Annotated in this window: 15 protein-coding genes; 1 reads left to right on the top strand and 14 read right to left on the bottom strand. The window is 47.0% G+C overall.

The window, feature by feature from the left end; translation table 11 throughout:
• Positions 1-22 precede the first annotated feature (22 nt).
• The 6 genes from AC3WU2_RS12660 to AC3WU2_RS12685 form a co-directional block, all read right to left on the bottom strand.
• Positions 23-2,260, bottom strand: a complete 2,238-nt coding sequence (locus AC3WU2_RS12660; protein WP_492454544.1) for a bifunctional 2',3'-cyclic-nucleotide 2'-phosphodiesterase/3'-nucleotidase — start codon at positions 2,258-2,260, stop codon at positions 23-25.
• A gap of 265 nt (positions 2,261-2,525) precedes the next feature.
• Positions 2,526-3,236 carry a purine-nucleoside phosphorylase gene (gene deoD / locus AC3WU2_RS12665; protein WP_492454546.1) on the bottom strand — a complete coding sequence of 237 codons (711 nt, stop codon included), beginning with the start codon at positions 3,234-3,236 and terminating at the stop codon, positions 2,526-2,528.
• A 40-nt stretch (positions 3,237-3,276) separates the two neighbouring features.
• Positions 3,277-4,281 (bottom strand): DNA-binding transcriptional repressor DeoR, encoded by a 1,005-nt coding sequence (deoR, locus tag AC3WU2_RS12670; RefSeq protein ID WP_492454548.1) that lies wholly within the window; start codon positions 4,279-4,281, stop codon positions 3,277-3,279.
• Between the two features lie 161 nt (positions 4,282-4,442).
• Complete coding sequence (locus AC3WU2_RS12675) at positions 4,443-5,624, bottom strand: MFS transporter (RefSeq protein ID WP_492454550.1); 1,182 nt, start codon at positions 5,622-5,624, stop codon at positions 4,443-4,445.
• 157 nt (positions 5,625-5,781) lie between these two features.
• Complete coding sequence (locus AC3WU2_RS12680; RefSeq protein WP_018754995.1) at positions 5,782-6,540, bottom strand: TrmB family transcriptional regulator; 759 nt, start codon at positions 6,538-6,540, stop codon at positions 5,782-5,784.
• Between the two features lie 125 nt (positions 6,541-6,665).
• Positions 6,666-8,528, bottom strand: a complete 1,863-nt coding sequence (locus AC3WU2_RS12685) for a bifunctional metallophosphatase/5'-nucleotidase (protein ID WP_492454733.1) — start codon at positions 8,526-8,528, stop codon at positions 6,666-6,668.
• A 226-nt stretch (positions 8,529-8,754) separates the two neighbouring features.
• Here AC3WU2_RS12685 and AC3WU2_RS12690 point away from each other — a divergent pair, with 226 nt between their 5' ends.
• On the top strand, positions 8,755-9,468 hold the full coding sequence (locus AC3WU2_RS12690; RefSeq protein WP_492454553.1) for a Crp/Fnr family transcriptional regulator: 714 nt from the start codon (positions 8,755-8,757) through the stop codon (positions 9,466-9,468).
• Positions 9,469-9,625: 157 nt separating this feature from the next.
• Here the strand turns inward: AC3WU2_RS12690 and AC3WU2_RS12695 are convergent, their stop codons facing one another.
• The 8 genes from AC3WU2_RS12695 to AC3WU2_RS12730 form a co-directional block, all read right to left on the bottom strand.
• Positions 9,626-10,639 carry a phosphotransferase gene (locus tag AC3WU2_RS12695; protein WP_492454555.1) on the bottom strand — a complete coding sequence of 338 codons (1,014 nt, stop codon included), beginning with the start codon at positions 10,637-10,639 and terminating at the stop codon, positions 9,626-9,628.
• Between the two features lie 19 nt (positions 10,640-10,658).
• Positions 10,659-11,417 (bottom strand): DUF4184 family protein, encoded by a 759-nt coding sequence (locus AC3WU2_RS12700; RefSeq protein ID WP_492454557.1) that lies wholly within the window; start codon positions 11,415-11,417, stop codon positions 10,659-10,661.
• A 294-nt stretch (positions 11,418-11,711) separates the two neighbouring features.
• A complete protein-coding gene (locus AC3WU2_RS12705) occupies positions 11,712-14,492 on the bottom strand; it encodes an alpha-mannosidase (protein ID WP_492454559.1) in 2,781 nt (926 codons plus the stop codon).
• A 70-nt stretch (positions 14,493-14,562) separates the two neighbouring features.
• Complete coding sequence (locus AC3WU2_RS12710; RefSeq protein WP_018754989.1) at positions 14,563-15,516, bottom strand: carbohydrate ABC transporter permease; 954 nt, start codon at positions 15,514-15,516, stop codon at positions 14,563-14,565.
• A gap of 15 nt (positions 15,517-15,531) precedes the next feature.
• Complete coding sequence (locus AC3WU2_RS12715; protein WP_492454561.1) at positions 15,532-16,425, bottom strand: carbohydrate ABC transporter permease; 894 nt, start codon at positions 16,423-16,425, stop codon at positions 15,532-15,534.
• Between the two features lies 1 nt (position 16,426).
• Positions 16,427-19,033 carry a DUF5696 domain-containing protein gene (locus AC3WU2_RS12720; RefSeq protein WP_492454563.1) on the bottom strand — a complete coding sequence of 869 codons (2,607 nt, stop codon included), beginning with the start codon at positions 19,031-19,033 and terminating at the stop codon, positions 16,427-16,429.
• A 36-nt stretch (positions 19,034-19,069) separates the two neighbouring features.
• A complete protein-coding gene (locus AC3WU2_RS12725) occupies positions 19,070-21,133 on the bottom strand; it encodes a YIP1 family protein (protein ID WP_492454565.1) in 2,064 nt (687 codons plus the stop codon).
• Between the two features lie 15 nt (positions 21,134-21,148).
• Positions 21,149-22,021 carry a carbohydrate ABC transporter permease gene (locus AC3WU2_RS12730; RefSeq protein ID WP_018754985.1) on the bottom strand — a complete coding sequence of 291 codons (873 nt, stop codon included), beginning with the start codon at positions 22,019-22,021 and terminating at the stop codon, positions 21,149-21,151.
• Positions 22,022-22,025: the final 4 nt, after the last annotated feature.

Here is a 22,025-nt window from a genome sequence, read left to right on the forward strand (position 1 = left end):
AATCCTGAGGAGATCCCAGTCGCTAATTCATCAGCGCTTGGAAAATCGATTCTGGAAGCCACAGCTTATTGTTCTTGAGCTCAGCCTTGACCGACACTTTGATTCCCTTAACGTTCGCACTGTCCGTGTTCAAGACGTATGAGGCTTGGGCAGCTCCTTGGGTCAATGTCACCGTCTTGGTCTTCATATCATAAGTTACTGCAATGCCTTGTGCACCAGCCGTCTCACGAACCGGAACCAATTCGGAAGATACAGGGCTTGGTTCCGTTGTACCAGCTGGTTGTTGCGCTTGGACTTTCGAAAGATCCAATGTAAATTTCGCAAAGCCATCTTTTTCTTCACCAACATACTTCATACCGCCAAGCTTCGTCGCTGCATCTTTCGCCTTCGGCGAAGTTCTAAATGTTATATTCGCATCGCCTATAACCGGAACGAATGACCAGTTATTATCGGCTGTAGGATTAATCTTCTTATTCTGCGCGATATAATCAATCAGAACCTGACGTGTTTCGTCTGGAGACGAGATCACAATATTGGACCCGTCCAGATTCGGGAAATTCCCACCGCCACTTGCACGATAATTATTCGTAACCACGAGGAATTGCTGATCCTTGGTGACAGGTTTGCCGTTGAACTGTAAATTGACAATCCGGTGCGAATCCGGGTTCACAAGCTTCCCTTTGCGCTCATAACGCGCTGGCTTTGTCACATCAATTTGATACGTTACGCCATCAATCACGTCGTACAAATACGTAGGGAAATCTTCATTGATGAGCGGTTGCTCCTCTTGCTTATTCGGATCAATCTGGTTGAACTGACCCGCGGCGTGCTCAAGCCACTCTCTTACTTGATCCCCATTCAATTGTACGACATTTACTGTATTCGGATAGACATATAAGTCGGCTGCGCTCTTCACGGCCAGCGTTCCTGTAGGAATATCCGTGAAGTAGTTAGGGCCCCAACGTCCACCGGCTTTGAATGGTGCTGCTGCTGACAATACCGGGATTCCTTCATACGATGTGCCTTGAATGTACTTCTCCGTGTACCATTTCTGTGCATTTGATACGATCTGAACCGAAGGATCATCATGAACAACAGCGAAGAAGCTATTGATTGGCGCTGTCGTCTCACCGATCGGCCCACGCACATATTTGACGGTCGCTTCATGCTCTTCCTTCACCGCATCAACGATTCGCTCATCCACCTTAGCCAGCGATTTCTTGTTCGCTTTATCATAGATCGGGCGAGCCTCCGTTTGGCTGTCTACCACTTTCCATTTTCCGTCCATCTTCTGAAGTGAGAGATCAACGACACCGAGATGATCTCCCCAGAAGCCCGGCATGACGGCAGGCACACCATGAATCGTACCCTTCTTAATATCTATGCCTTCCAATTTATCGAACTCCGCACTCGGGAACACCTTATGGTCATGACCGAACAAAATCGCGTCAATGCCCGGCACTTTCGCCAAATGAACGGTTGCATCACTCATATTCTCTTTGTACGGACTGCTGTCAAACCCGGAATGCGGAACCGCGATAACAAGATCCGCACCTTCTTGCTTCATCTTCGGCACGAATTTGTTAGCCGTTTCAATAATGTCCTTCGCTATGACTTTACCCTCCAAATTGGCTTTGTCCCATTCCATAACCTGCGGCGGAACGAAACCAATGACACCGATCTTCAGCGTTACCGGCGTCCCCTTTTCATCCTTGAACGTTCTCGTCAGAATCTCATACGGTGTGAAATAGTTCTTATCATTGTTTGGGTTGTTATCATGGTCATCTATGTAAACGTTTGCATTTACATGCGGAAATTTAGAGCCTTTCAAGCTGCGCTCCAAGAAATCGAGACCAAAGTTAAACTCGTGATTGCCGATCCCTGCTGCATCGTATTCCAGTAGATTCATCGCTTTAAATGCCGGATGGACTTGTCCATCTTGAAGCGGCTTGATCTTCGCCACATAATCCCCTAATGGATTCCCCTGAATGAGGTCGCCGTTATCGAACAACATGCTGTTCGTTACTTCTTGACGCGCTTTAATGATCAATGAGGCCGTTAACGCAAGACCAAATTCTTCGGTCGACTGATCTTGATAATAGTCGTGGTTAAGAATGTTCGTATGAATATCAGTCGTTTCCATCAATCGAAGCTTCAACGTTGCTCCTTGGTCGCTCGCGTCCGCAAAGGCAGACATTGAGAAAGCACTGCTTAATACTGCCGCAGCCAACAAACTTTTCAACATTTTCTTCTGATTCATTGGTAGTTCCCTCCCGATCAACAACATGATTAAATCAAATGATAATTACGAAATTACTTTTTTTCAATTCCACATTCAATCCTTATCACTTTTATGTTTAAAAAGCGATTCACCTCCAGTATTTATCGCTATATCCAGATATTTCGTAAACATAACGTAATTTGATTTTATCTTTTGTTCATACTTTACGCAATGACTTATTGTAAAATGTTTCTTTTTCCTTCGAATCATCTACTCAAGCACAAAAAAAAGACGACCACGTCGTCTAATTTGGAGTGACAGCAACATCGAGCGCAAGCTCGATCATTTCGGTAAAGGTGCTCTCACGTTCTTCGACCGTTGTCATCTCCCCTGTCAGCACAAGGTTGCTCACCGTAAGGATGGACAACGCATTAACACGATGCCTCGTCGCAAGCGTATACAATTCTGCCGTTTCCATCTCTAGCGCAAGCATCTGATAATCCGCCCATAATCGAATTTCATCCCAATTGTTAATATAGAAAGTATCGGTTGTCATCACATTGCCGACTTTCACCGACAGCTTCTTCGCTTGAGATAGATCATAAGCTTTCTTCAGAAAGTGAAAGTTGGCGGTCGGCGCAAAATCAATCCCATTGAACCTTCGTTGATTAATCGCGGAAGACGTCGAAGCACTCATCGCGATCACGATATCTCTTAGCTTCACATCATGCTGAATCGCCCCGCAGGTGCCGACACGAATCATATTTTTCACGCCGTATTCTTGTATTAATTCATGCGCATAGATGGACATGGATGGAACCCCCATCCCTGTGCCCTGCACGGAGACTCGTTTCCCCTTGTAAATCCCCGTAAAGCCCAGCATGCCGCGAACGCCGTTATAACAATATGCCTCTTCCAAGAAGGTCTCTGCAATGAATTTCGCTCGAATCGGGTCCCCCGGCAGCAGAATGGATTCGGCGATATCACTCGGTGAAGCTCCTATATGTACGCTCATACGATTAATCCCCTCCCATTTTCGTCACGTAATATGCCTATTAGTACAATGGAATGCCTGAGAGTGGGAACGCAGCCGACGGATTCATTCTGCTCGAAGCATCATGATCCTTATCCAGTAATGATTTGGCGGTAAATTGATCGGTGATGAGCACATTCGCATATCTGCCTCTTAGCGCGCCATAAATGGCTTCAACCTTCCGAGCTCCTCCTGCCACAAGAATCGACCGCTCCTTGCGTTTTAGCGCTTCCAATTCAATTCCGATTGTCCGTGCATTCAAATCCGGCACGCAAATCTGTCCGCTGGTATCGAAGAACCGCGAGCAAATATCACCAACCGCCTTACTATAAATGACATTCAATTCTTCCTCTGAGAAATACCCCATTTGCAAAAATAACGAATCCGATTCCGCAACACCTACCGTGAACAATGCAATATTGGCCTGCTCGCCCATGTCGAGAATTTTGCGAATATGCCGATCCGACTCCATGGCTTGCTTCACAAGCAAATGATCTACGATAGCAGGAAGAGGCAGAAAATGCGGATACGTATTATACGCTTTGCCAAATAAGTGCAAAATTTCAGAGTTATATGTATTGGTCTCAAGATGACTGACGCCGCCTTTTAATTGAACGACATTCACCTGATTTACATGTTTATGCCTCAATTTTCTCGCAATCTGATAGATTGTAGAGCCCCACGTGACAGCAAGTGTATCGCCATCCTTCACAACCTCGTCTAAATATTGTGCCGTATCTTCAGCCAAATAATCTTTGATTACGTCGTCTTCATAATGTGGAACGGGTACGACAATCACTTTTTTGAGGTTATACTTCTGCTTCAATTGATAGGCCAGCTTAGCTGTATCTTCCGACGGGTCCATAATTCGAATCTGTACGAATCCCTCTTCCTTGGCTTGCTGCAAGAACCGCGATACCGTAGGCCTGGACACGCCTAGCTTATCGGCGATATCCTGCTGACTGTAGTCCATAAAATAATACATTTTCGCGGCCTCAATCATTTTCCTAATTTTATCTTGATCCATTTGAGCCACCCATCTATCCATGATCTTATCGCTACGAACATATTATTCAATATTATACCATTATCCCAGTATCTTATCATTTACAAGACCATATGCCTATCGATGTTTTTGACGCTGTAAAACAATAAAGACCCTTGGATTCCCCAAGGGTCTGACCACATTTACGAAACGGACTCACTCATCGATACTGCAACACTTGATCTTGTCTGCCGCCATCGAATGGAGACCACTCCACAAACCAACGCGAAGAGTACGAATACCACACCAACCCATGCATTATAATATACCGACGCTTGCTCAATCACAACTCCACCTACGGCTGATCCTAGTGCGATCCCGACGTGCAGCGCTGAGCTGTTCAAGCTCTGCTGAATATCTGCAGATTCGGGTGCCGACTTAATCAAATAACTCTGTAATGCAGGGGATACGGACCAACTGAGCATACTCCAGATCATCATAACAATAAGGCAAGCATAAATCGAGAATGTCGATAGCGGCATCAAGAACATCATCACGGCAAAGGCAACAACGATGAACAGGATACTCTTCTCCGGACCGAATTTATCACTAACCCAGCCGCCAATACCTCCACCCGCTACAGCCGCTATCCCGAAAATAAAATAGAACAAACTGAGCGTAGATGCGCTAAGATGCAGCGTCTCCTGCAAAAACGGTGTTAGATAAGCATATAAAGTCAAATGACCTGTCAACATGAGGATCGATAACAAATGTGCAAATACGATCTTCCCATTCTTCAGCGATGCCAATTGTTGCTTCAGCGGAACGGATGGCGTAGGCTGAGCCTTCGTCATAAATCGTCCAACGGCAATCATCGCGAGTAATGAGAGGACCGTTATCATCATGAATGGCGCACGCCATCCGTACGCATTCCCGAGCATCATACCAATCGGTACACCAAGCACGAGCGAACCGCTTACCCCCATATAGATTGTCCCGATCGCTCTCGCACGATATTTGGGCTCAACGAGCTGGGAAGCCATCGTAATCGATAAGACGACGATGAGTGAGCTGCTAGCCGCAGACAATACACGAGCCGCGAGCAATACCGTAAAGTTCGGACTAAACGTAGAGAGCAGGTTCCCAATTATAAAAACGAGCAACGTGTACATATACAGCTTCTTACGTTCCACAGCTGCTGTCGCAGTGAGCAAAATCGGACCCGCAAGGGCGAACGCGATAGAATATATCGTAATCAGTTGACCCGATGCGCTAAGCGAAATGTTCAAATCCTGCGAGATTAGATCCAGGATCCCTCCCACAATAAGCTCCACCGTTCCTGTCACAAAACAAGCGATGGCTAAAAGATAGATTTTAAAATTCATCCGTAATAAGGACTCCCTTCTTATGTCACGAACAACGCAAAAAGTTACTACCGCAATAGTAACCTAATATCTATTTCGAATCAACCCCAAATTTGAAACAAAAAAAGACGGATAGATTCGCGCTCTATCCGTCTTCCTGTATTCACATAGGCATTGGCTAATATTTCAACTGCATCAATCGGTTCATAATATCCTCGTCCTCCATGAACACATTAATATACTTGGAGGTAATGACTGTAAGAAGCACATCATGGTTGAAAAATTCTGTAAACACACGTACGAGCGGCTGAGACTTCGTCTTAATCGCATGCCATTCCCGCTGCTCAACGCCAGCGAAGATCATCTCACGATCATCCACAATCAACAACCGGAAGCGCTCCAAAGTTACATGTTCTTTGCTCGGCACAAAGTATGCTAAATTGGTCAAGTTAGACTCCACCTCGCCAACGACATGCACCTCGACGGTCACGCCTTCCCGTTCCTTCGCTTCAAGTAAAGGCATGTATTTCGCAATATCGTCTTTCCAAGCCGAGAATCGAATGGACTTCGTTGCCTCCTGCAGCACCTGGCCCAGCTGAGGCTCGATAGAGGAATTCGCCTTAAGACTCCACACTTGGTCGTCGATGAACGCTTTGGGTGTTGCTCGTGCCTCTAGCTCCTCCAGATCCGATTGGAATTCCGCGGTCAACTTCTCGATGACGAGCGGCAATGCTAATGCGAAATACAGCTTTTTCTTCTCCGAGATGGATTCCAGCACCATCCCTTTCTCAATCAATCTGGATATGACTTCATATATTTTTGCTTTGGGTACGCCGGATACCTTCACGATCATTGTGGCATCCATCGGCTGCAAGCTGGATACCAGCGCTTCATAGACCTTACTCTCGTATTGTGAGAAGCCAAATTTATGTAACATACGTCCCCCACTCGATTTATCGCACATTTTTTATTAATGTACCATAGATCCCCTAGCAATGCTATTTCATGCAACACCTGTTCACAAAAAAGAAACTGGCACGAGGCCAGTTCCTTTTCTACCATCTATTTTTTCTCAACAATACGATTTTCGACTTTAGGGTTAATGACTTTCACATTCTGCAAATACTCTTCTACGACATCGTAGAAGGTGTAGCCTGTGTTCAAGACTTCATCCTTCTTCAGCATCGAATAGCCGTCTCCGCCCGATGTGATGAAGTCATTCGTCGCTACCGTGTACGTCTTCGCTGGGTCAATCGGTTGACCTCCGACTTTCACTTCTAGTACGCGCTCGCCAACCGGCTTCGTCACGTCATAGACATAGGACATGCCGCCGATTTGCAAGAACGAACCTGGTAAGTCATCTTTCTTCTCCACGCCTTTGACCGATACTTCAAGAGCGGCCTTGATATCCGCACCTGTTGCTTTGACAATGGTTAATGTATTCGGGAACGGTAGAATCGAGTAGAGATCCTTCTTCGTCAGATCTCCGGCTTTCTTACTCGCACGGATCCCGCCGCCATTCACAAGCGCTACATCGGCTTCGTGGCCTTTGATCGTCTTCGTCTTCGCTATAATGGCATCCGCAATGAAGTTGCCTAGATTCGTCTCTACTGCGCGAACTTCGCCTCGCTCACCATGCAGGTCGACATCAGTCTTCCCAATGACAGCACCCATCGCTGTATCGACTTTCTTCACGACTTCTTGAACTAATTTATCAATTTCTGGATCTGCTTTGACAGACTCATCATACTCTACCAATCCGCCGCTGAACCCTACCAAATCTTTGTTATAGTAATATAGATCCACGCGTCCTAGCGACTTTCCGTACTCCCAGTCTTGTACGATATACGTACCATTGACAACTTCAGGTGTGCGAAGCGGCGTATGGGAGTGACCACCAATAATTAAGTCGATCCCCGATACATTTTTCGCGATCTCGCGGTCTTTCTCAACACCGATATGGGAGAGGATGATGACACGGTCCGCTTTTTCTTTCATTTCAGGAACGAGTTTCTTCGCAATGTCCACAGGATCTTTGAACGTCAAGCCAATAACATTATTCGGGTGTGTAACAATTGGCGTCTCTTCCGTTACAAATCCGATAAATGCGATTTTCTGTCCGCCGACCTCTGTTGTATATGTAGGGACAAGTAGATTTGTACCATCCGCTTTGTATACATTCGCATTGATCATTGGGTACTTGAGCTGATCACGGAGCTTGAGCAATTGCTCATATCCAAAATCAAACTCATGGTTCCCCGCTGCCATCGCGCCATAACCTAGCGAATTAAGAATCGGAAGAATCGATTCACCTTTAAATTGGTTCGTGTAGATTGTTCCTTGGAACGTATCACCCGCATCCATTAAGAGGAAGTTCTTATTCTCTTCACGCCATTCTTTTACAAGCGTAGCAATCTTGGCATAACCGAACTCTTTATCTTTGCTATTCTCTTGAATATGTCCATGCACATCATTCGTATGCGCAATCGTGATATGTTCCGTTAACGCATCACCAAGCGCTTGCACGAAATCGCCGCGAGTCACTTGCTCGCCAGCTGGCAATTGCAGTTCAAGACCAAGTTTTTTTGCGATTGCCGTTAATCTATCTGCAGGAGGGAAGCTTCTATCATTTGCTTTCTCGTCCTTCGTAATAGCCCCTTTGCTATAAGCCCAAGTCAAATAATTCGTTGCCCAATAGCCTTGCGGCTGTGCAACCTCAGCTCCTGTACCTCTAGCGATAAGAGCAACCGCTTCCCCAAGGGATACACTACGCTCAAGCAATAGTCCTCCTTGATCAAAACCGTTGATAATCTTCTTCTGCTGCATCCAATCATTATGTACGACAGGATGCAACGGAGCCGCGAAGGCCGATGCGGCAAATACCGTAGATAATGCCCCCGTTAATAGAATTGTTTTCGCTTTCATTTTCAATTTCAAAAAAATCACTCTCCCCTTTTGAATATCGATGAAATGTGAACAAATGTAATACTATAGAGAACATTTGTCATTTCAAAGTATACACATGCAGGCTGAAAGTGGTCAAGAAGGAACTGCACATTCAATCGAAGATGAAATCTGCTATAATAATGAATAGTGAACCCGATTCGACTCTAGTATTCTTAGTACATTCCTACGGAAAGGATCTGCTGCAATGATTGAAATGACAGAGGTTCCCATTTTCTCCGAAGTCCCCGTCGACGAACTACACCAAATTGCTCCCCTGCTGCGAGAACGTAAATATAAGAAGAATCATGTATTCATGTTCGAGAACGACCAGAACGAGGGCATCTTCATTCTCCGAACCGGCAAAGTGAAAGTCTACCGGATTCATGACGGCAGGGAAATCGTCATTGGGATTCATCTCCCTGGCGATATCATTGGAGAAGCCGAAGCATTAACTGGTGACACATACCGCGTCTCTTCCGTCGAAGCGCTAGAGCCTGTTGTTGCATGGCATATCACGAAGCAGGATTTCTTAGATATCGTTCATCGTTATCCTTCTGTTCTGCTCAGAGCCTATCAAATAATGTTCGCTCGCGTCCGCGTTCTGAACCGTATGATTCGTTACTTGACTTTCCTCGATGTCCGTACGAAGATCGCCAACTTAATTCTGGATCTCTATTATAATTTCGGAAAGCAGGCCGATGGCGCTTACAAGATTGATATGAAATTCAATCATGCCCTGCTCGCGAGTATGGTCGGCAATACACGTGAATCCATCTCCAAGACGCTCAGTGACTTCCAGAACGAAGGGCTGATCGATATTCGCGAGAAATATATCTATCTTCTTGATATGAAACGATTAGAGCGGATGTGCTACGAGACCGAGGAAGTTCCCGAACTCCGGATCTGGAATCATGGATAGTTGACGGAACGGAACGGCGACAGAAAAAAGAAGCCTGATCGCTCAAGCTTCTTTTCCTGTACTTGGAACATGTTCTCCTAGTGTATCCCCCAAAAAAGCCCATCGCACAAACAGATGGACTCTCTCTTCAGCAACAACGGAATTCGATAGGATTAGCTCATTCCTCCATCGCTGCTTCGCCCCAGATCTCATGAAAAGCTTTTAATTGATGCAGTGCATCTTGCTTGCACCATACGACGCTCTCAGGTAATACAAGCTGAACTTCATAAACAAAAGTGCATAAAAAAGATAACATCATTTGATAGGCGGTGCGCCGTGCACGAGGACGGAGGTCCATTGAAAGTTCATATCCGTAGCCTTTCATAAAACTTGCGTGATTTTCATAAAGGATGAATTCATACTCACGGTCGGCATAGACGGCCCGATCCGCATCAATCAGTGCAGCAATATGCAGCTCGCCATCTTCATCCCGACGAACTAGAACATTCGGATCCCATAGATCATTATGTACAAGGGACGGCACTTTAATCTCGTCAAAAAGCTCACAATTCGCGCTGAAAATGGATGTAAATTCATTCAAGACTTTTTCTTCAAACACCTGATGTGCCCTGCATTTCTCAGCTACTTCAGCGCTAAGCTCCATCAACATCCTACTCCAAGACGTATATCCGCGAACCGTTCCATCCCGCTGTGGCCATCCAAAACGATCTGATGTAATCCCATGTATTTGACGTGTATATCGGCCTAGCTCTTCCTTCAGCCTAGTATATTCCTCCGGTGTAATCGACGGGTCGTTCAACTGGATACTATCAATAAACTCGATTAGTAAATAAGGTCTTGAGATCCAGCGACCCGAATCATCATAACGAATAACGTGAGAGCTTGGAATGTTCTCCGCCTGAAGCAGGTTGTAGATATGAGGCTCGACTGCCATCATCTGCTTCTCAAAAGAGTACAAATGCTTAAGGTCTTGCGGCGCGAGTCGCAAAACCCACTTTCCCACTGGTGCTTCGGTTTCAAAAAAATACGTCGTATTAAACAGCCCTCCCTTGAGGAGAGAAATATGCTGTACACAACAATCCGATCCCAAGGCATCCTTCGCGATTGCGATGATTTCTTCGTCTGTTATCGGTGCGTAAAGTCTGGAAATGTTGTTGTTGGCATTGGACATATATGGAACCCCTCTCATTTTATTGACAGATCGGTCTGGTGAACTTCGATCTTATCGATGCTACAATTAGCCCTACACAAAAGCCTGAAATCGGTGCAACGACGAGGATCCCTAGCCGGTTCTGGCTTGACGTAAACAACAACTTGATACATGTAACGGCTAGAGCGATCGCAATGACGAAGATCCAGTATTGAAGCTTCTGCTTCTTCGTCACATAAGGTGCTACACGTGAATTGTTCGGATTGCTCCGATATAGGTTACTCAAGATGACATAGCCGATAACAATTAGCCCTAGCAACGAGAGGCTGTGCTGAAGAATTTTATAGACGGGTATGTTCCATATGACCGATTCCCGCAACATCGCATATCGTACGACAAAATAACCGCCAACATGGGTAAACGCATCGATCAAGACATGCGTTATGAAACCGACCACCACCGATCCAAGGAAGATCAGCCACGCTAGCGATCCTCGCAAGCTCCAAGCTCCTCGGATATGGTAGGCTCGCTGATCTAACTGCCATTTCGCCGGCAGATGGATCACGAGGGCATCTTTCACGATATAATGAAAGATCAGGGCGAGTAATGTACATAACGGGAGGGCTTCGAAGAATAGCCCGGCCATCGAATGACCGATCCAGCTGTAAGGTTCCAGCATCAGGAAATATTCGAAATCGGGCGCCATGCTTCCGAGGACAAGGCCTGTTAGGCTGAAGTATTTCGGTTTGATATATTTTAAGGGATAGGCATAGTAAGGGTGAGCGAATGTAAAGGGCATAAGGGCACCTTCCTCTATCATTCTTCGGGTAAATTTCCTTCTATCGTATCATACAATTCTGCCCGAACGAAACTTGCTACCTCTCGAAGCTTCCTCCTAAACATTGGCGAGTTAATTAACTGCTTTTTTGCAGTTATTTGGGCGATTTGAGCGTGTGACGAGCTTATTAACTGCTTTTTAGCAGTTATTCGGACGATTCGTGCGGGCGACGAGCTAATAATCCATACCCAAACAAAAAAGAAGATGAGAGACTTTAAGTTATCCTCTCACCTTCTAAGTTGTAACTACTCTCTGCTAATCCAGCTTGGCAAAGCTGAGCGTCACAATCTCAGCCGGTCGAACCGGCGCCGTAAGCGCTCCATCCTCAGCTTGCACCAATCGCTCCAGCTGACGTTCTAGAATATCACTGCGATGGACCACGATTTCGTCGTCCGTACGAAGCGTCACATTCAACGCTTGAACATCCGTCGATACATTATACCAGCGCATTATGACATCGCCGCTCGCTTCCGCCACTTTCATCGTCGAGAATGCAAGTGACTGTCCTTCCCAAACCGCAAAGCTGTGCATCGCAGGCAAGCTGCCTTCATGCACTTCTGTCTGCTGCGTGGACCATGGCACTTGGAATTGATGTGCCTGGACAATCGACGCAAACGCATCTTGACGTGGATCCGCATCCGTACGACTCGTCACGGAGCCAGCAAATGGGATAATGCTTAGCTTCACCGTATGTTCACCAAGACACTGGGCCTCTGGTGTCGGGAAATACCCCCAATCGCCAAGCTCGCCTACCGCGCGAAGCAATGTCACGGCAATCGTGTCATCTCCCGCTTCACCTGGAATGACTTCATATTCATTCAATCCTTGGTTCGCAATCGTGAGCCCCGCTTCCTCGCCTGCAACCGTTACGAATGCTTGCTGATGATGGCAATTGCTCGGATTCTTCCATTCCTCGGCAGGTGCATTGCTGCGTTCCGGCACTTCGAAGATGGAGTCCGCATAATGACTGCCAACTTGAAGCCCTGTTGGGAACAACATCCGCAGACGATGATCCTTCGCCTGATTGTTGAACGAGCAAGTGACCTCGACGCCTTCGCCATGGCGATCCAGTGATACATGCGTAACGATACGCATCGTCGTCACGCGGCTCGAACGGCCTGCGCGACGGCCCGTGAACCAGACGATTTCCCGCTGTTCCATCTCGAGCATTTCATCCGCAGATATGGGGATTTCCAACTCATATACAATTTCAATTGATGCGCGATACGGTGTATCTACTGCAACACGAATGTCCGCAGGTAATCCTCGGGTTGTAATCGGAGCTGCGCCATTCGCTTCCCGATACATATATTCGTTACCGATATCCCCAGTATCTTCTAACACACCAAGTCCGGAATAGACTGTTCCGCTAGATTTGTCCGTTACCGTCAAGGTGCCGTCTGCTGCAACGGAAACAACTAGCTTGTCATTTTCCATCTGATTCGATCCTGTAATGAGCGATTCAGCAGCCGTACCTAGCGTTGTGCCTTCTTGGCGTACGAATCCATACGTTCGATAACCAAGCGCCGGCACCGCCACCGCTTCGAACGTGAGGCGTACGGACCTAGCGAAATAAGGCTGTCTGAACTGATCTTCCGGTAGATCATAGCCGAATTGGATTCCCAGATCCTCGATCGTACATGGGATCTGAGTACCTTCCGAATCCACCAAGACGAATCCATCCAAGCTATACTGTTTTACCTCTTGGCGCATCTTGCCAAAATCCATGCCGCTGCGGAAATAGATCCGCTTCACTTCTAACTCCACTGTTAAGCTGCCGCTGCGTTCCCAACCTGTCGTGTTCGATACTAAGAATGGAACCACATCCGATCCATATGCCGCAAAAGCCGAAGTATCTACACGGCTGGAAATCGCTGTAAGACTCTCATCCGCAATCGCTTCCGCCACATGTCTGCTCTTCTCGAAGCGCGTCATCATCTCAGCATGCACTTCATCCACACTGCACCCGCAGATGCTGTCATGCGGATGATTCTGCATCAATGTCTTCCACGCATAATTGAACAAATGGTGCGGATAGCTATGACCTAGCATATACGCCATCGTAGCGAGCGGCTCTGCAACCTTTTCCAAAGCTGCCTGACCTTCCTGGTTCTTCTGCTTCATATAAATACGCGATGACGCGGTGTTCACGAGTGTGGACCAGCCGTCTGTATGCTGGCTGCGAAGCTCACCGCGAATAACTGAAAGATCCTCCGGGAGCGCTCGCTCCACTTCTTGCAAATAGTCATCGAAATTGGAATGCAAGAAGGTTGTGCCTGGATACAGCTGTTCTGCTGTCTTCATTGCATCCGATAGATCCGTTTGCACAGGCTGATGATCACAGCCGTTCATGAACAACAAATGCGGCGTTGAAGCATATTTCTCCACATCCGTAATTTTCTTATCCCAATAGGTCTTCGCGGCTTCAGGATCCACTGGCACTTCATTCCCGTTGCTGTACCAATTGGCGAATAAAATACCAAGCACCTTGGAGCCGTCCGGCGACTCCCACCACATCTCAGAATATGGCGATTCATATGCGCTAACATCCGAGACCTCATTATTAAATCCGGTTGGCTTCACCCCGCGCCCGAACACGGCATGGTGAATACCTGCTTGCTTCAGCATCTGAGGCGCCTGACCCATATTGCCGAAGGAATCCGGGAAATAACCAAGCTTCGAGATCGTTCCATAAGCGGCGGCGTCTCGATGCCCGATTAACAAATTCCGAACGTTGGCTTCACTGCTCGTCAGGAATTCATCCTGCAGAATATACCAAGGACCAATATGAATGCGTCCCTCTCGAATGTAATGTTCTAGCTTCTCCCTCATTTCCGGTCGAACCTGCAAATAATCCTCTAAGATGATCGTCTGACCATCCAGATGAAAACTGCGATAATCCTCATCGCGTTCTAACGTCTCCATCAACGTATCCATCAGCTTGATCAACAGGACATGATGCTTCTCATAGGGCAAATACCATTCCCTATCCCAATGTGTATGGGAAATAATATGTACCGTTTTGGACTGTGACATCGATCGTCCTCGTTTCTATTCGTTATTAAGAGGGTTAACTTATCGTCAACCCCCCCGTCATCTTCTCTATCTAACCTACCAGTCCCGTACGCTCCACACTTTCTACGAAATAGCGTTGAACGAACAAATATAATACAATCAGTGGCGCCATCATGAGCAGCACGCCTGTATTGAGCAGCATCGATTGATAGACCGGATCCGGTTCCTTACCAAGTGCCGGCCCCATATCTGTCAATTGGGTTGCGAGCACCTTTACCTTGCTTAGGAATAAGGACACATAATAGCTATCATTCCACTGCCATACGAAGGAGAAGAGCAGCACTGTGACAATCGCTGGAAGAGCATTCGGCAGAATAATCCGGTAGAACGTCTTGAAAATACCTGCGCCATCCACCAGCGATGCCTCTTCCAGCTCCTTCGGCACCCCACGGAAAAATTGACGGAAGATAAAAATGTATAGTCCGTTCTTCAGCCCCATGGCTGTCCCTGAGGAGATCAGGAACGGCCAGAATGTATCAATCAGGTTGACATGCCCCTTCTCCGTGAACCATTTCAATATCCCGAATAAGTCGAAGTAACGATACGTCAAGTAGAGCGGAATCATAATCGTCTGCGGTGGAACCACAATCGTGAATATAACGAGTGCGAACAAGATTCCGCTGCCCTTAAATTTCAACCGCGCAAAAGCATAACCCGCTAACGCGCAAGTCGCGAGTTGAATAATCGTCGTCGTGGACGAGATCAGGAACGTATTAAGCAGCGCTGAACCATATTTGGTTGCTGAAATCGCAAGTTGCAAATTCTCTAGCGTGAAGTGCCTTGGAATCCATAACACGGTCGGATCATAAATATCGACCTTACTCCGGAATGCTACCGAAATCCGAAGGAAGAGCGGGAATAGAATAATATAACAAAAACCTAAGATCAATAAGGTACGAACAGCAATCCAGGTCCAAAGCTTCGCCTTTTCCTGCGGACTTTTTCTACTGAGCCATTCACCCATTCGAGCCGCCTGTACTCTCATATTCGCCCCTCCTTATCAGTCGTAATAGAACACTTTCCTCGAGATCAATGCCGTGGATACGAACAAGATGATCGCCACGATGATAAAATAGACCCACGACATCGCCGCACTTAACCCGAAATCAAACGTCTTAAACGCGGTCTGCGAAATCAGTGTATTGATCTTGTTGCTGCTGAACGAATCAATGATAGAGTAGACCAGGTTCGTTAGAATTAATGGCGTCATCATTGGAAAAGTCACTTTCCAGAAAATCTCATACCCTGTTGCACCCTCGATTTTCGATGCTTCATAGAGCGATGGCGAAATCGACTGCAGACCTGCTAGGAAGATCAGGATCTGCACGCCCGAGGAGCTAATAATCTCGTAGATCCGATCGACTGCACCTGTAATGTAGTCCACAATCGCAGGTCCCATGCCAGATTCAAGCAGCATCTTCTTGAGCTCGAAGTTCTGCAGCAGATTAGCCCCGCCGTCCCCGCCTCCACTCATAGCAGTACCGCCGACGAAGCTGCTAATATCCAGATTCGCGATGGCACTGGAAGCGAGAATAACTGGCAGGAAGAAAATTGCCCGGGCAATAGAGCGCCCTCTGAACTTCTGATTGAGCAGCACTGCTGCGAACAAGCTGAAAATAATAATGATCGGAACGTTCACGAGCATATGGGCAACCGATTCTGTCAGGCTGCGAGGATAATCCGGATTCGAAGTAAACAAACTGATGTAGTTCGTGAATCCTTTATATTCCGTCGCAAATCCACTCTCTACGATATGAATCGAGCTTAAGCTAAATCGAAACGACTGGATGAGCGGCAGCAAAAAGAGCATGATCATTCCGATAATGAGCGGCGAGGCGAATAAGACGCCGTACCAAGCTTTTTTCTGTTCTAACGTCAAACTTTTTCTCTTCATGTTACTCACCGCCTACCCAATAGCCGAGCCCGTCGATCGAATGACCTTCGGCTTGTATCGGCGTGTTGTTATAATTAATGATCACTTTGGTTCCATTCTCATATGAAGTCTCTACCGCACCATCCGCCAGCTTGCGGTGAGCCGTAATGGTCTGATGTCGGACAGCACCTAAATGCGACTTTACTTCTTGGTAATTCGCGACCGCTTGATCGAGCCAATCCTGAACGTGAAGACCGTACAACCCATTGTAGTCCGAGTCTTTGACGACCGAGGCATCTGCCGCGTACCACTGATAGAATAGATTCGAGCCTGTCTCCAATGCACGAAGCAACGGAATTCTTGGATCTGTCGTATTCTGTACGTTCATCGGCTCCCCTGCGAGATCCACATACCCGTGAAGCGCCATTTGATAGAATGGAATATCTTCATCGGTAATGTTCAGCTGACTGCTGCGAATCGGTGCATTGACGATCATGCTGACACTCGGAAGCGTATAGACGTTCCCGCCATCCACCATGACATTTTTCGTCTGCTGCTGTAATTTAGCGACTTGATCCACGACGATTTGCTGCGCTTCCTGTCGGTTCACTGACTGATCCTTCGCGAAATCCGAATGCAATTCATTACCCAAATCGCGTAACGATACGCCTGGTACATCATACGATGCATATTTAGAAGCAAATCGATCCACGGTCTGCCCTAGTACCGCTGGCGATAACAAATAATGCGAAAATTTGAGTGTGTCCTTGACGTACATCACGGGATCGTATTCATAAATCCGGGCAGTCTGACCATCTAAGAAGGTCGCCGCATCCGAAGAGCCTTTATATTTCTCTTGAAAAGCAACATCTGGATACAGCCCGATGTTCTCTTGCTTCGCATAATCGACCAGCTTACGGAAATCGCCATTACCGCCTAGCGCTCCTACAGCCCCAACCGAAGTCGGTGAGGTATGGCGGATGCCCCCATTGAACCAGCCAACATAACGCAAGTCCACCTGCTGTATGCCTTTTTCCTTCAAAGTGCTTAGCAGCGTACGCGCCTCATCGAATGTCGTTAAAGACTCCGTTGATTGATATGGCACGCCAAGGAACGACTTCTGCTTCTGGAATGCGCCTTCCACTTCCAGTACCATCGGTGCTTCCGGCTTTGCATCTAACTTCTTCAGGTCATACTTCTTCACCAAATAATCACGGTACGTTCCTGCCATCCCGGAATAATCGGATTGGCTGCCAGACAAGAATCCGTAACGGACCGTATAGTCGCCTGCATATGGCTTCGTCTGGAACATCGGCACAGAACTTGACTTCGTACCCGATGTCAACGTGTAGAAATCCATTGATACCAAGCTGAATTTGCTTGCGACCGTATTATAGGAATCATTTCGTCCGCCAATATCTGCGGTAATACTAGACAAGGCATCGCCTGCTTCAATGATACCGATCATCGCATGATCGTTCTGCTTCATCCCAAAGACCGGCATGCGTGTGACTTCATTGGTCTGAATCCGCTCTTTCACATCGAACGTACCATCTGGCCCATAGACAGGCATGTCGTACGCTTCCGTGTTCTTCTTGTTGTTATTCAAATGAATCAGTGCACCCGAACCATCCGGCACGAACATGTAGCCTTGCTTGTTCTTACCTGCAGCGCCAAAGTATTTGAGCACTTGCAAGGTTGCAATCGGATACGTCTTGGCAAATTGAATTTCCTTACTTGGTACGCGAGCGACGAGCTCATCACCGTCCAACACATACTCGAGTGGTATCGTAAACTGAGGACCATCATCAGCAGCTGCTTCCGTGACCCCATTCTCTGCATTGTCTTTTGCAGCCTCTTCATTCGTATAGCCAATTTCGGTAAGCTTCGCAGAGATCTCTTCCGCGACGAAATCTTTCAATTTACGAACTTCATAGATTTGGGTCTGCTCATCGAGCTTGAATTTAAACGTCATCGAATCGCGAGCATCTTGATCCGGCAGCTTGCTTAGAATCATCTCATCGAACCGCTGCTTGCTGATCTTCTGCGGGATGTTCGCGAAGGACTTCGAGATTTTCCCCAGCTGATAGGCAATTTTGACGCCATTATCTACGTTCGTGATCTTGAATTGCTTCTTATTGACACTGTCATCGAAGCTATTGAAGGTATTGATCTGCCCTTTGCTATTGTAATAAGCGACGAGCAGCTGAGCTGACATCTCTGATTTGTAAAGCGGTGAAGCGATCGGATCTTGATCCCGATCTGCGGGATTGGAGAACCAGATATATCCGTCTCGCTTATCCTTGACCGCAATCTCTGCCGTCTCTTCATTCACGTAGAGCATTAATGATGCATTCTGAGTCACCAGCTTCATCTTCTGAAGCGCGGCTTGCTCTTCAGCTGTGTTCGCCGTAACCGTCTCCGAACCAGATCCAACCGTACTTGATGCCGAAGCTGTCTTCACATTCTGGTAAGATTTGGTCTTGATGGTGTTGCTTCCGATTTCTTGAACCGCTTGATGCGCTGTGTGATCCATCGAATCGGATTCAGGCATGCCTAGCGCGATCAGGCCACAGATCACCATTCCGGCGCTCAGGATGCCAAGGGATATTTTCAACTTACCGGACATGTTCATCCCTCCTTGTTAAGTTGCAATCGCGCGCAGCTAGAATCTGAACGACAGCTCGCGGTAAATTGAGATTATAAAGTTGGCCATTTGCTGCAGCATGCTGAAGAACAGAACGCCGAGGAAGACCATAATGCCAATCACGACTAAGGTTAACAGCATCGTAACAACCGTCTTCGAAGCCGAATATTGATGTACCGTCATCGTTCCGACGAATAAGAGCCATATAAACCAAATGAACGCAATCGCATCGAGGATATAATAGAACGAACTCTCACTGCCGGTAATCAGATTGCTATAGAGCGTCTGTGGCAAATAAATAATAATGAACGGCATCAAGGCATACCCTGTTGCCATCACAATATCTTTGAATTTACCTTCGCCGTCCATCAATGTCGTTAAGGACCAGTTGGCCACGCACCACAAGATGAAAGGCAAAACAATAAATTTCAATTCATTAATACTGTTCAGCTCATTCGGATTATTGAAATTGACGACGAATCCGCTATATTGCCGTTTAATAATCGTAAATAAGACGAGTAAGGCCACCATAATCAAGACGATTTTGAGTTTGCCCTTCTTCTCGTACTTCATTTCCCAGAATCCGTTGAACGGATGTACCATCGTGTAGAACGGACTTTTCACCGATCCGACATCGACATAATGCTGCTGAGCTTTACGACGACCTGCTAACTTCATCGCCGCGATACTGCCGCCAATGACAAGCGCAATGGTCAGGACGATCATGCCGAAATAATCGAAGACGATCTCTTTCCGGTAACGTTTGAACGCTTCAGAGTAGTTCTCCCGGTTGTTCCCGAGCTCGAAATATTTCATTGCGCCATGGTTGTCACCATTCTTAAGCAGCGACTTACCAATACCGATATAAGCAACTTCGAGGTTCCCGTTCAACTGGAGCACCTTCTGCCATGCGGCTGTCGACTTCTCGGCCTGCCCGTTATAGAGCGAGATCACGGCTTCTCGAATAAGGCTGCCGTATTGTGTCGGCTGAAATAAGGATAGACGATTGTAATCCTTGTCGAGTACGAGCATCTTATCGTCCAGCATCGCAATCGCGGAAGGCGTTCGGAATTTCCCTTGCTTGCTTCCTAATCCGCCGAAAACATAGAGTAAATTCCCGTCCTTATCATAGGTGAAAATACGTCCGCGTTTGGAGTCGAGCGCGTTATAGATGCCGCCTTCATCCGATACGACATCGACGAAGATCGAACTTCCCGGCGCACTGCCGATATCGAGCGTATGGATATCCCCTTTGGGTGGGAAATAGCCTTTATCCCGCAAAATATCAATACCTGACGCATTCAACCGCTTAATGGGTTGATCGGACTTTTCCTCCGACGTAGTCGTATAGATGAAGCCATCCGCATCAATATCCATGTTGTTGAATTCCAGCGGAATAAAGAGCTGCATCTGCTCCCGCTGCGATTTTGTTGAAATCCGTTTCCAGAACAAATCGACCGGACTGAATTTAACGCGGTTTGTACCAATAAAACCGTTGAATTGCCCATCCGTATCAAATTCCATGATCCCTTCATAGGAACCCCGGCTGATCACGTAGATCCGCTGCGCCTTATCGACTATGACTTTGATCGGAGAGTATTGGAACCCTTGCCGAATCAAGGTCGATTTGGGATCACCGATCTGGCGAATGAATTCACCCTTCTCATTCAATTCAACTATCCGCTTGTTCTGCGTATCTGCGATGAACAAATGATCGTCATAGCGGTTATAGAACACGCCCTCAGGCTTGTTGAATGTATCTTTCTTTCCATCATGCTCGAATTCCGAGATGATACGCGCAGCTTCGAATTGATCATTCAGGACAATAATACGGTCATTGCCTGTGTCAGCAATATAAATGTGACGATTGCTCCCCACATAGACATCCTGTGGAGAAGATAAATCCTTGACGCCCCAGTCTCTTCCATACATCACTTGCTGCTCTTCATAAGGGCTGGGCGCCGGAACAGTCTGCCCCCAATAGTTATAATTGTAAGTTTCATCAGGTGCAGCTTGTGCTGCTGGAATAGCATATCCGGCGAAGAGCGTCATGGCGAACAACAAGGCAAGTATTCTTTTCAAGTGGCTCCCCCCTATCTACTCTTTCAGACCGGATGTGGACATCGTCTGCATAATGTTACTCTGTGTCACAATAAACACGATGATCGGTACGGACATCATCAGCAAGGTAACGGCGGCTACCGGCCCTGTGCGTACCAGACCTCCGCTTGCAATTTGTCCGAACACATAGTCAACGGTCTTCAGCTGCTCGCTATAAATGTACTTGTGGCTGGTCACCGAGCCGTTCGTCCATAAGCTCTGCAAGGAGAAAATAATTAATGTCAACCAAGCAGGCTTGACGATCGGCATCACAATGGTCCAGAATACCCGATATTCACTCGCACCATCGATCTTCGCCGCTTCGAGCAAGGCATCTGGAATTTGTTCCATGAATTGCTTCATCAGATACAGCCCAAGTGTCATCCCGAAGGATGGCAGTAGAATCGCCCAATACGTATTGATCAAGTGGAGCCAAGAGATCGTCATATAGTTCGGCACCTGCGTCACATAAGCCGTGAACATCAGGGACATCACGACGAGACTGAACAAGAAGTTACGCCCAGGAAAGCGGATCTTCGCGAGCGGATATGCTGCAGCGGAAGCAATAATAACGTGACCAACTGTACCCGTGATCGCAATAAAGAACGTATTAAAGACGTAACGTGAGAACGGCACCCATGAGTCTGAGAAAATATTGACCAAATCCGTAAAGTTCTTGAGCGTCGGATGACGCACGAGCATTTTGGGCGGGAACACGAAAATCTCATCGATCGGTTTGAACGCATTACTAATGGTAAAAATGAGCGGAATCGCCATGAAGAATGCCACGCCGCCGAGCAACAGGAAGAGCATAATATCGACAGCCCACGAACGATTCAGTCGCTTTGTCATTTTCAATTTCATATTCATCTGA

Source organism: Paenibacillus sp. EB106-05-06-XG162 (genome assembly GCF_058791655.1).

What these genes read in the sequence shown, in the direction of transcription:
- AC3WU2_RS12660 (WP_492454544.1), bottom strand. Translation starts at nt 2,260, where the DNA reads ATGAATCAGAAGAAAATGTTGAAAAGTTTGTTGGCTGCGGCAGTATTA.
- deoD (WP_492454546.1), bottom strand. Translation starts at nt 3,236, where the DNA reads ATGAGCGTACATATAGGAGCTTCACCGAGTGATATCGCCGAATCCATT.
- deoR (WP_492454548.1), bottom strand. Translation starts at nt 4,281, where the DNA reads ATGGATCAAGATAAAATTAGGAAAATGATTGAGGCCGCGAAAATGTAT.
- AC3WU2_RS12675 (WP_492454550.1), bottom strand. Translation starts at nt 5,624, where the DNA reads ATGAATTTTAAAATCTATCTTTTAGCCATCGCTTGTTTTGTGACAGGA.
- AC3WU2_RS12680 (WP_018754995.1), bottom strand. Translation starts at nt 6,540, where the DNA reads ATGTTACATAAATTTGGCTTCTCACAATACGAGAGTAAGGTCTATGAA.
- AC3WU2_RS12685 (WP_492454733.1), bottom strand. Translation starts at nt 8,528, where the DNA reads ATGAAAGCGAAAACAATTCTATTAACGGGGGCATTATCTACGGTATTT.
- AC3WU2_RS12690 (WP_492454553.1), top strand. Translation starts at nt 8,755, where the DNA reads ATGATTGAAATGACAGAGGTTCCCATTTTCTCCGAAGTCCCCGTCGAC.
- AC3WU2_RS12695 (WP_492454555.1), bottom strand. Translation starts at nt 10,639, where the DNA reads ATGTCCAATGCCAACAACAACATTTCCAGACTTTACGCACCGATAACA.
- AC3WU2_RS12700 (WP_492454557.1), bottom strand. Translation starts at nt 11,417, where the DNA reads ATGCCCTTTACATTCGCTCACCCTTACTATGCCTATCCCTTAAAATAT.
- AC3WU2_RS12705 (WP_492454559.1), bottom strand. Translation starts at nt 14,492, where the DNA reads ATGTCACAGTCCAAAACGGTACATATTATTTCCCATACACATTGGGAT.
- AC3WU2_RS12710 (WP_018754989.1), bottom strand. Translation starts at nt 15,516, where the DNA reads ATGAGAGTACAGGCGGCTCGAATGGGTGAATGGCTCAGTAGAAAAAGT.
- AC3WU2_RS12715 (WP_492454561.1), bottom strand. Translation starts at nt 16,425, where the DNA reads ATGAAGAGAAAAAGTTTGACGTTAGAACAGAAAAAAGCTTGGTACGGC.
- AC3WU2_RS12720 (WP_492454563.1), bottom strand. Translation starts at nt 19,033, where the DNA reads ATGTCCGGTAAGTTGAAAATATCCCTTGGCATCCTGAGCGCCGGAATG.
- AC3WU2_RS12730 (WP_018754985.1), bottom strand. Translation starts at nt 22,021, where the DNA reads ATGAATATGAAATTGAAAATGACAAAGCGACTGAATCGTTCGTGGGCT.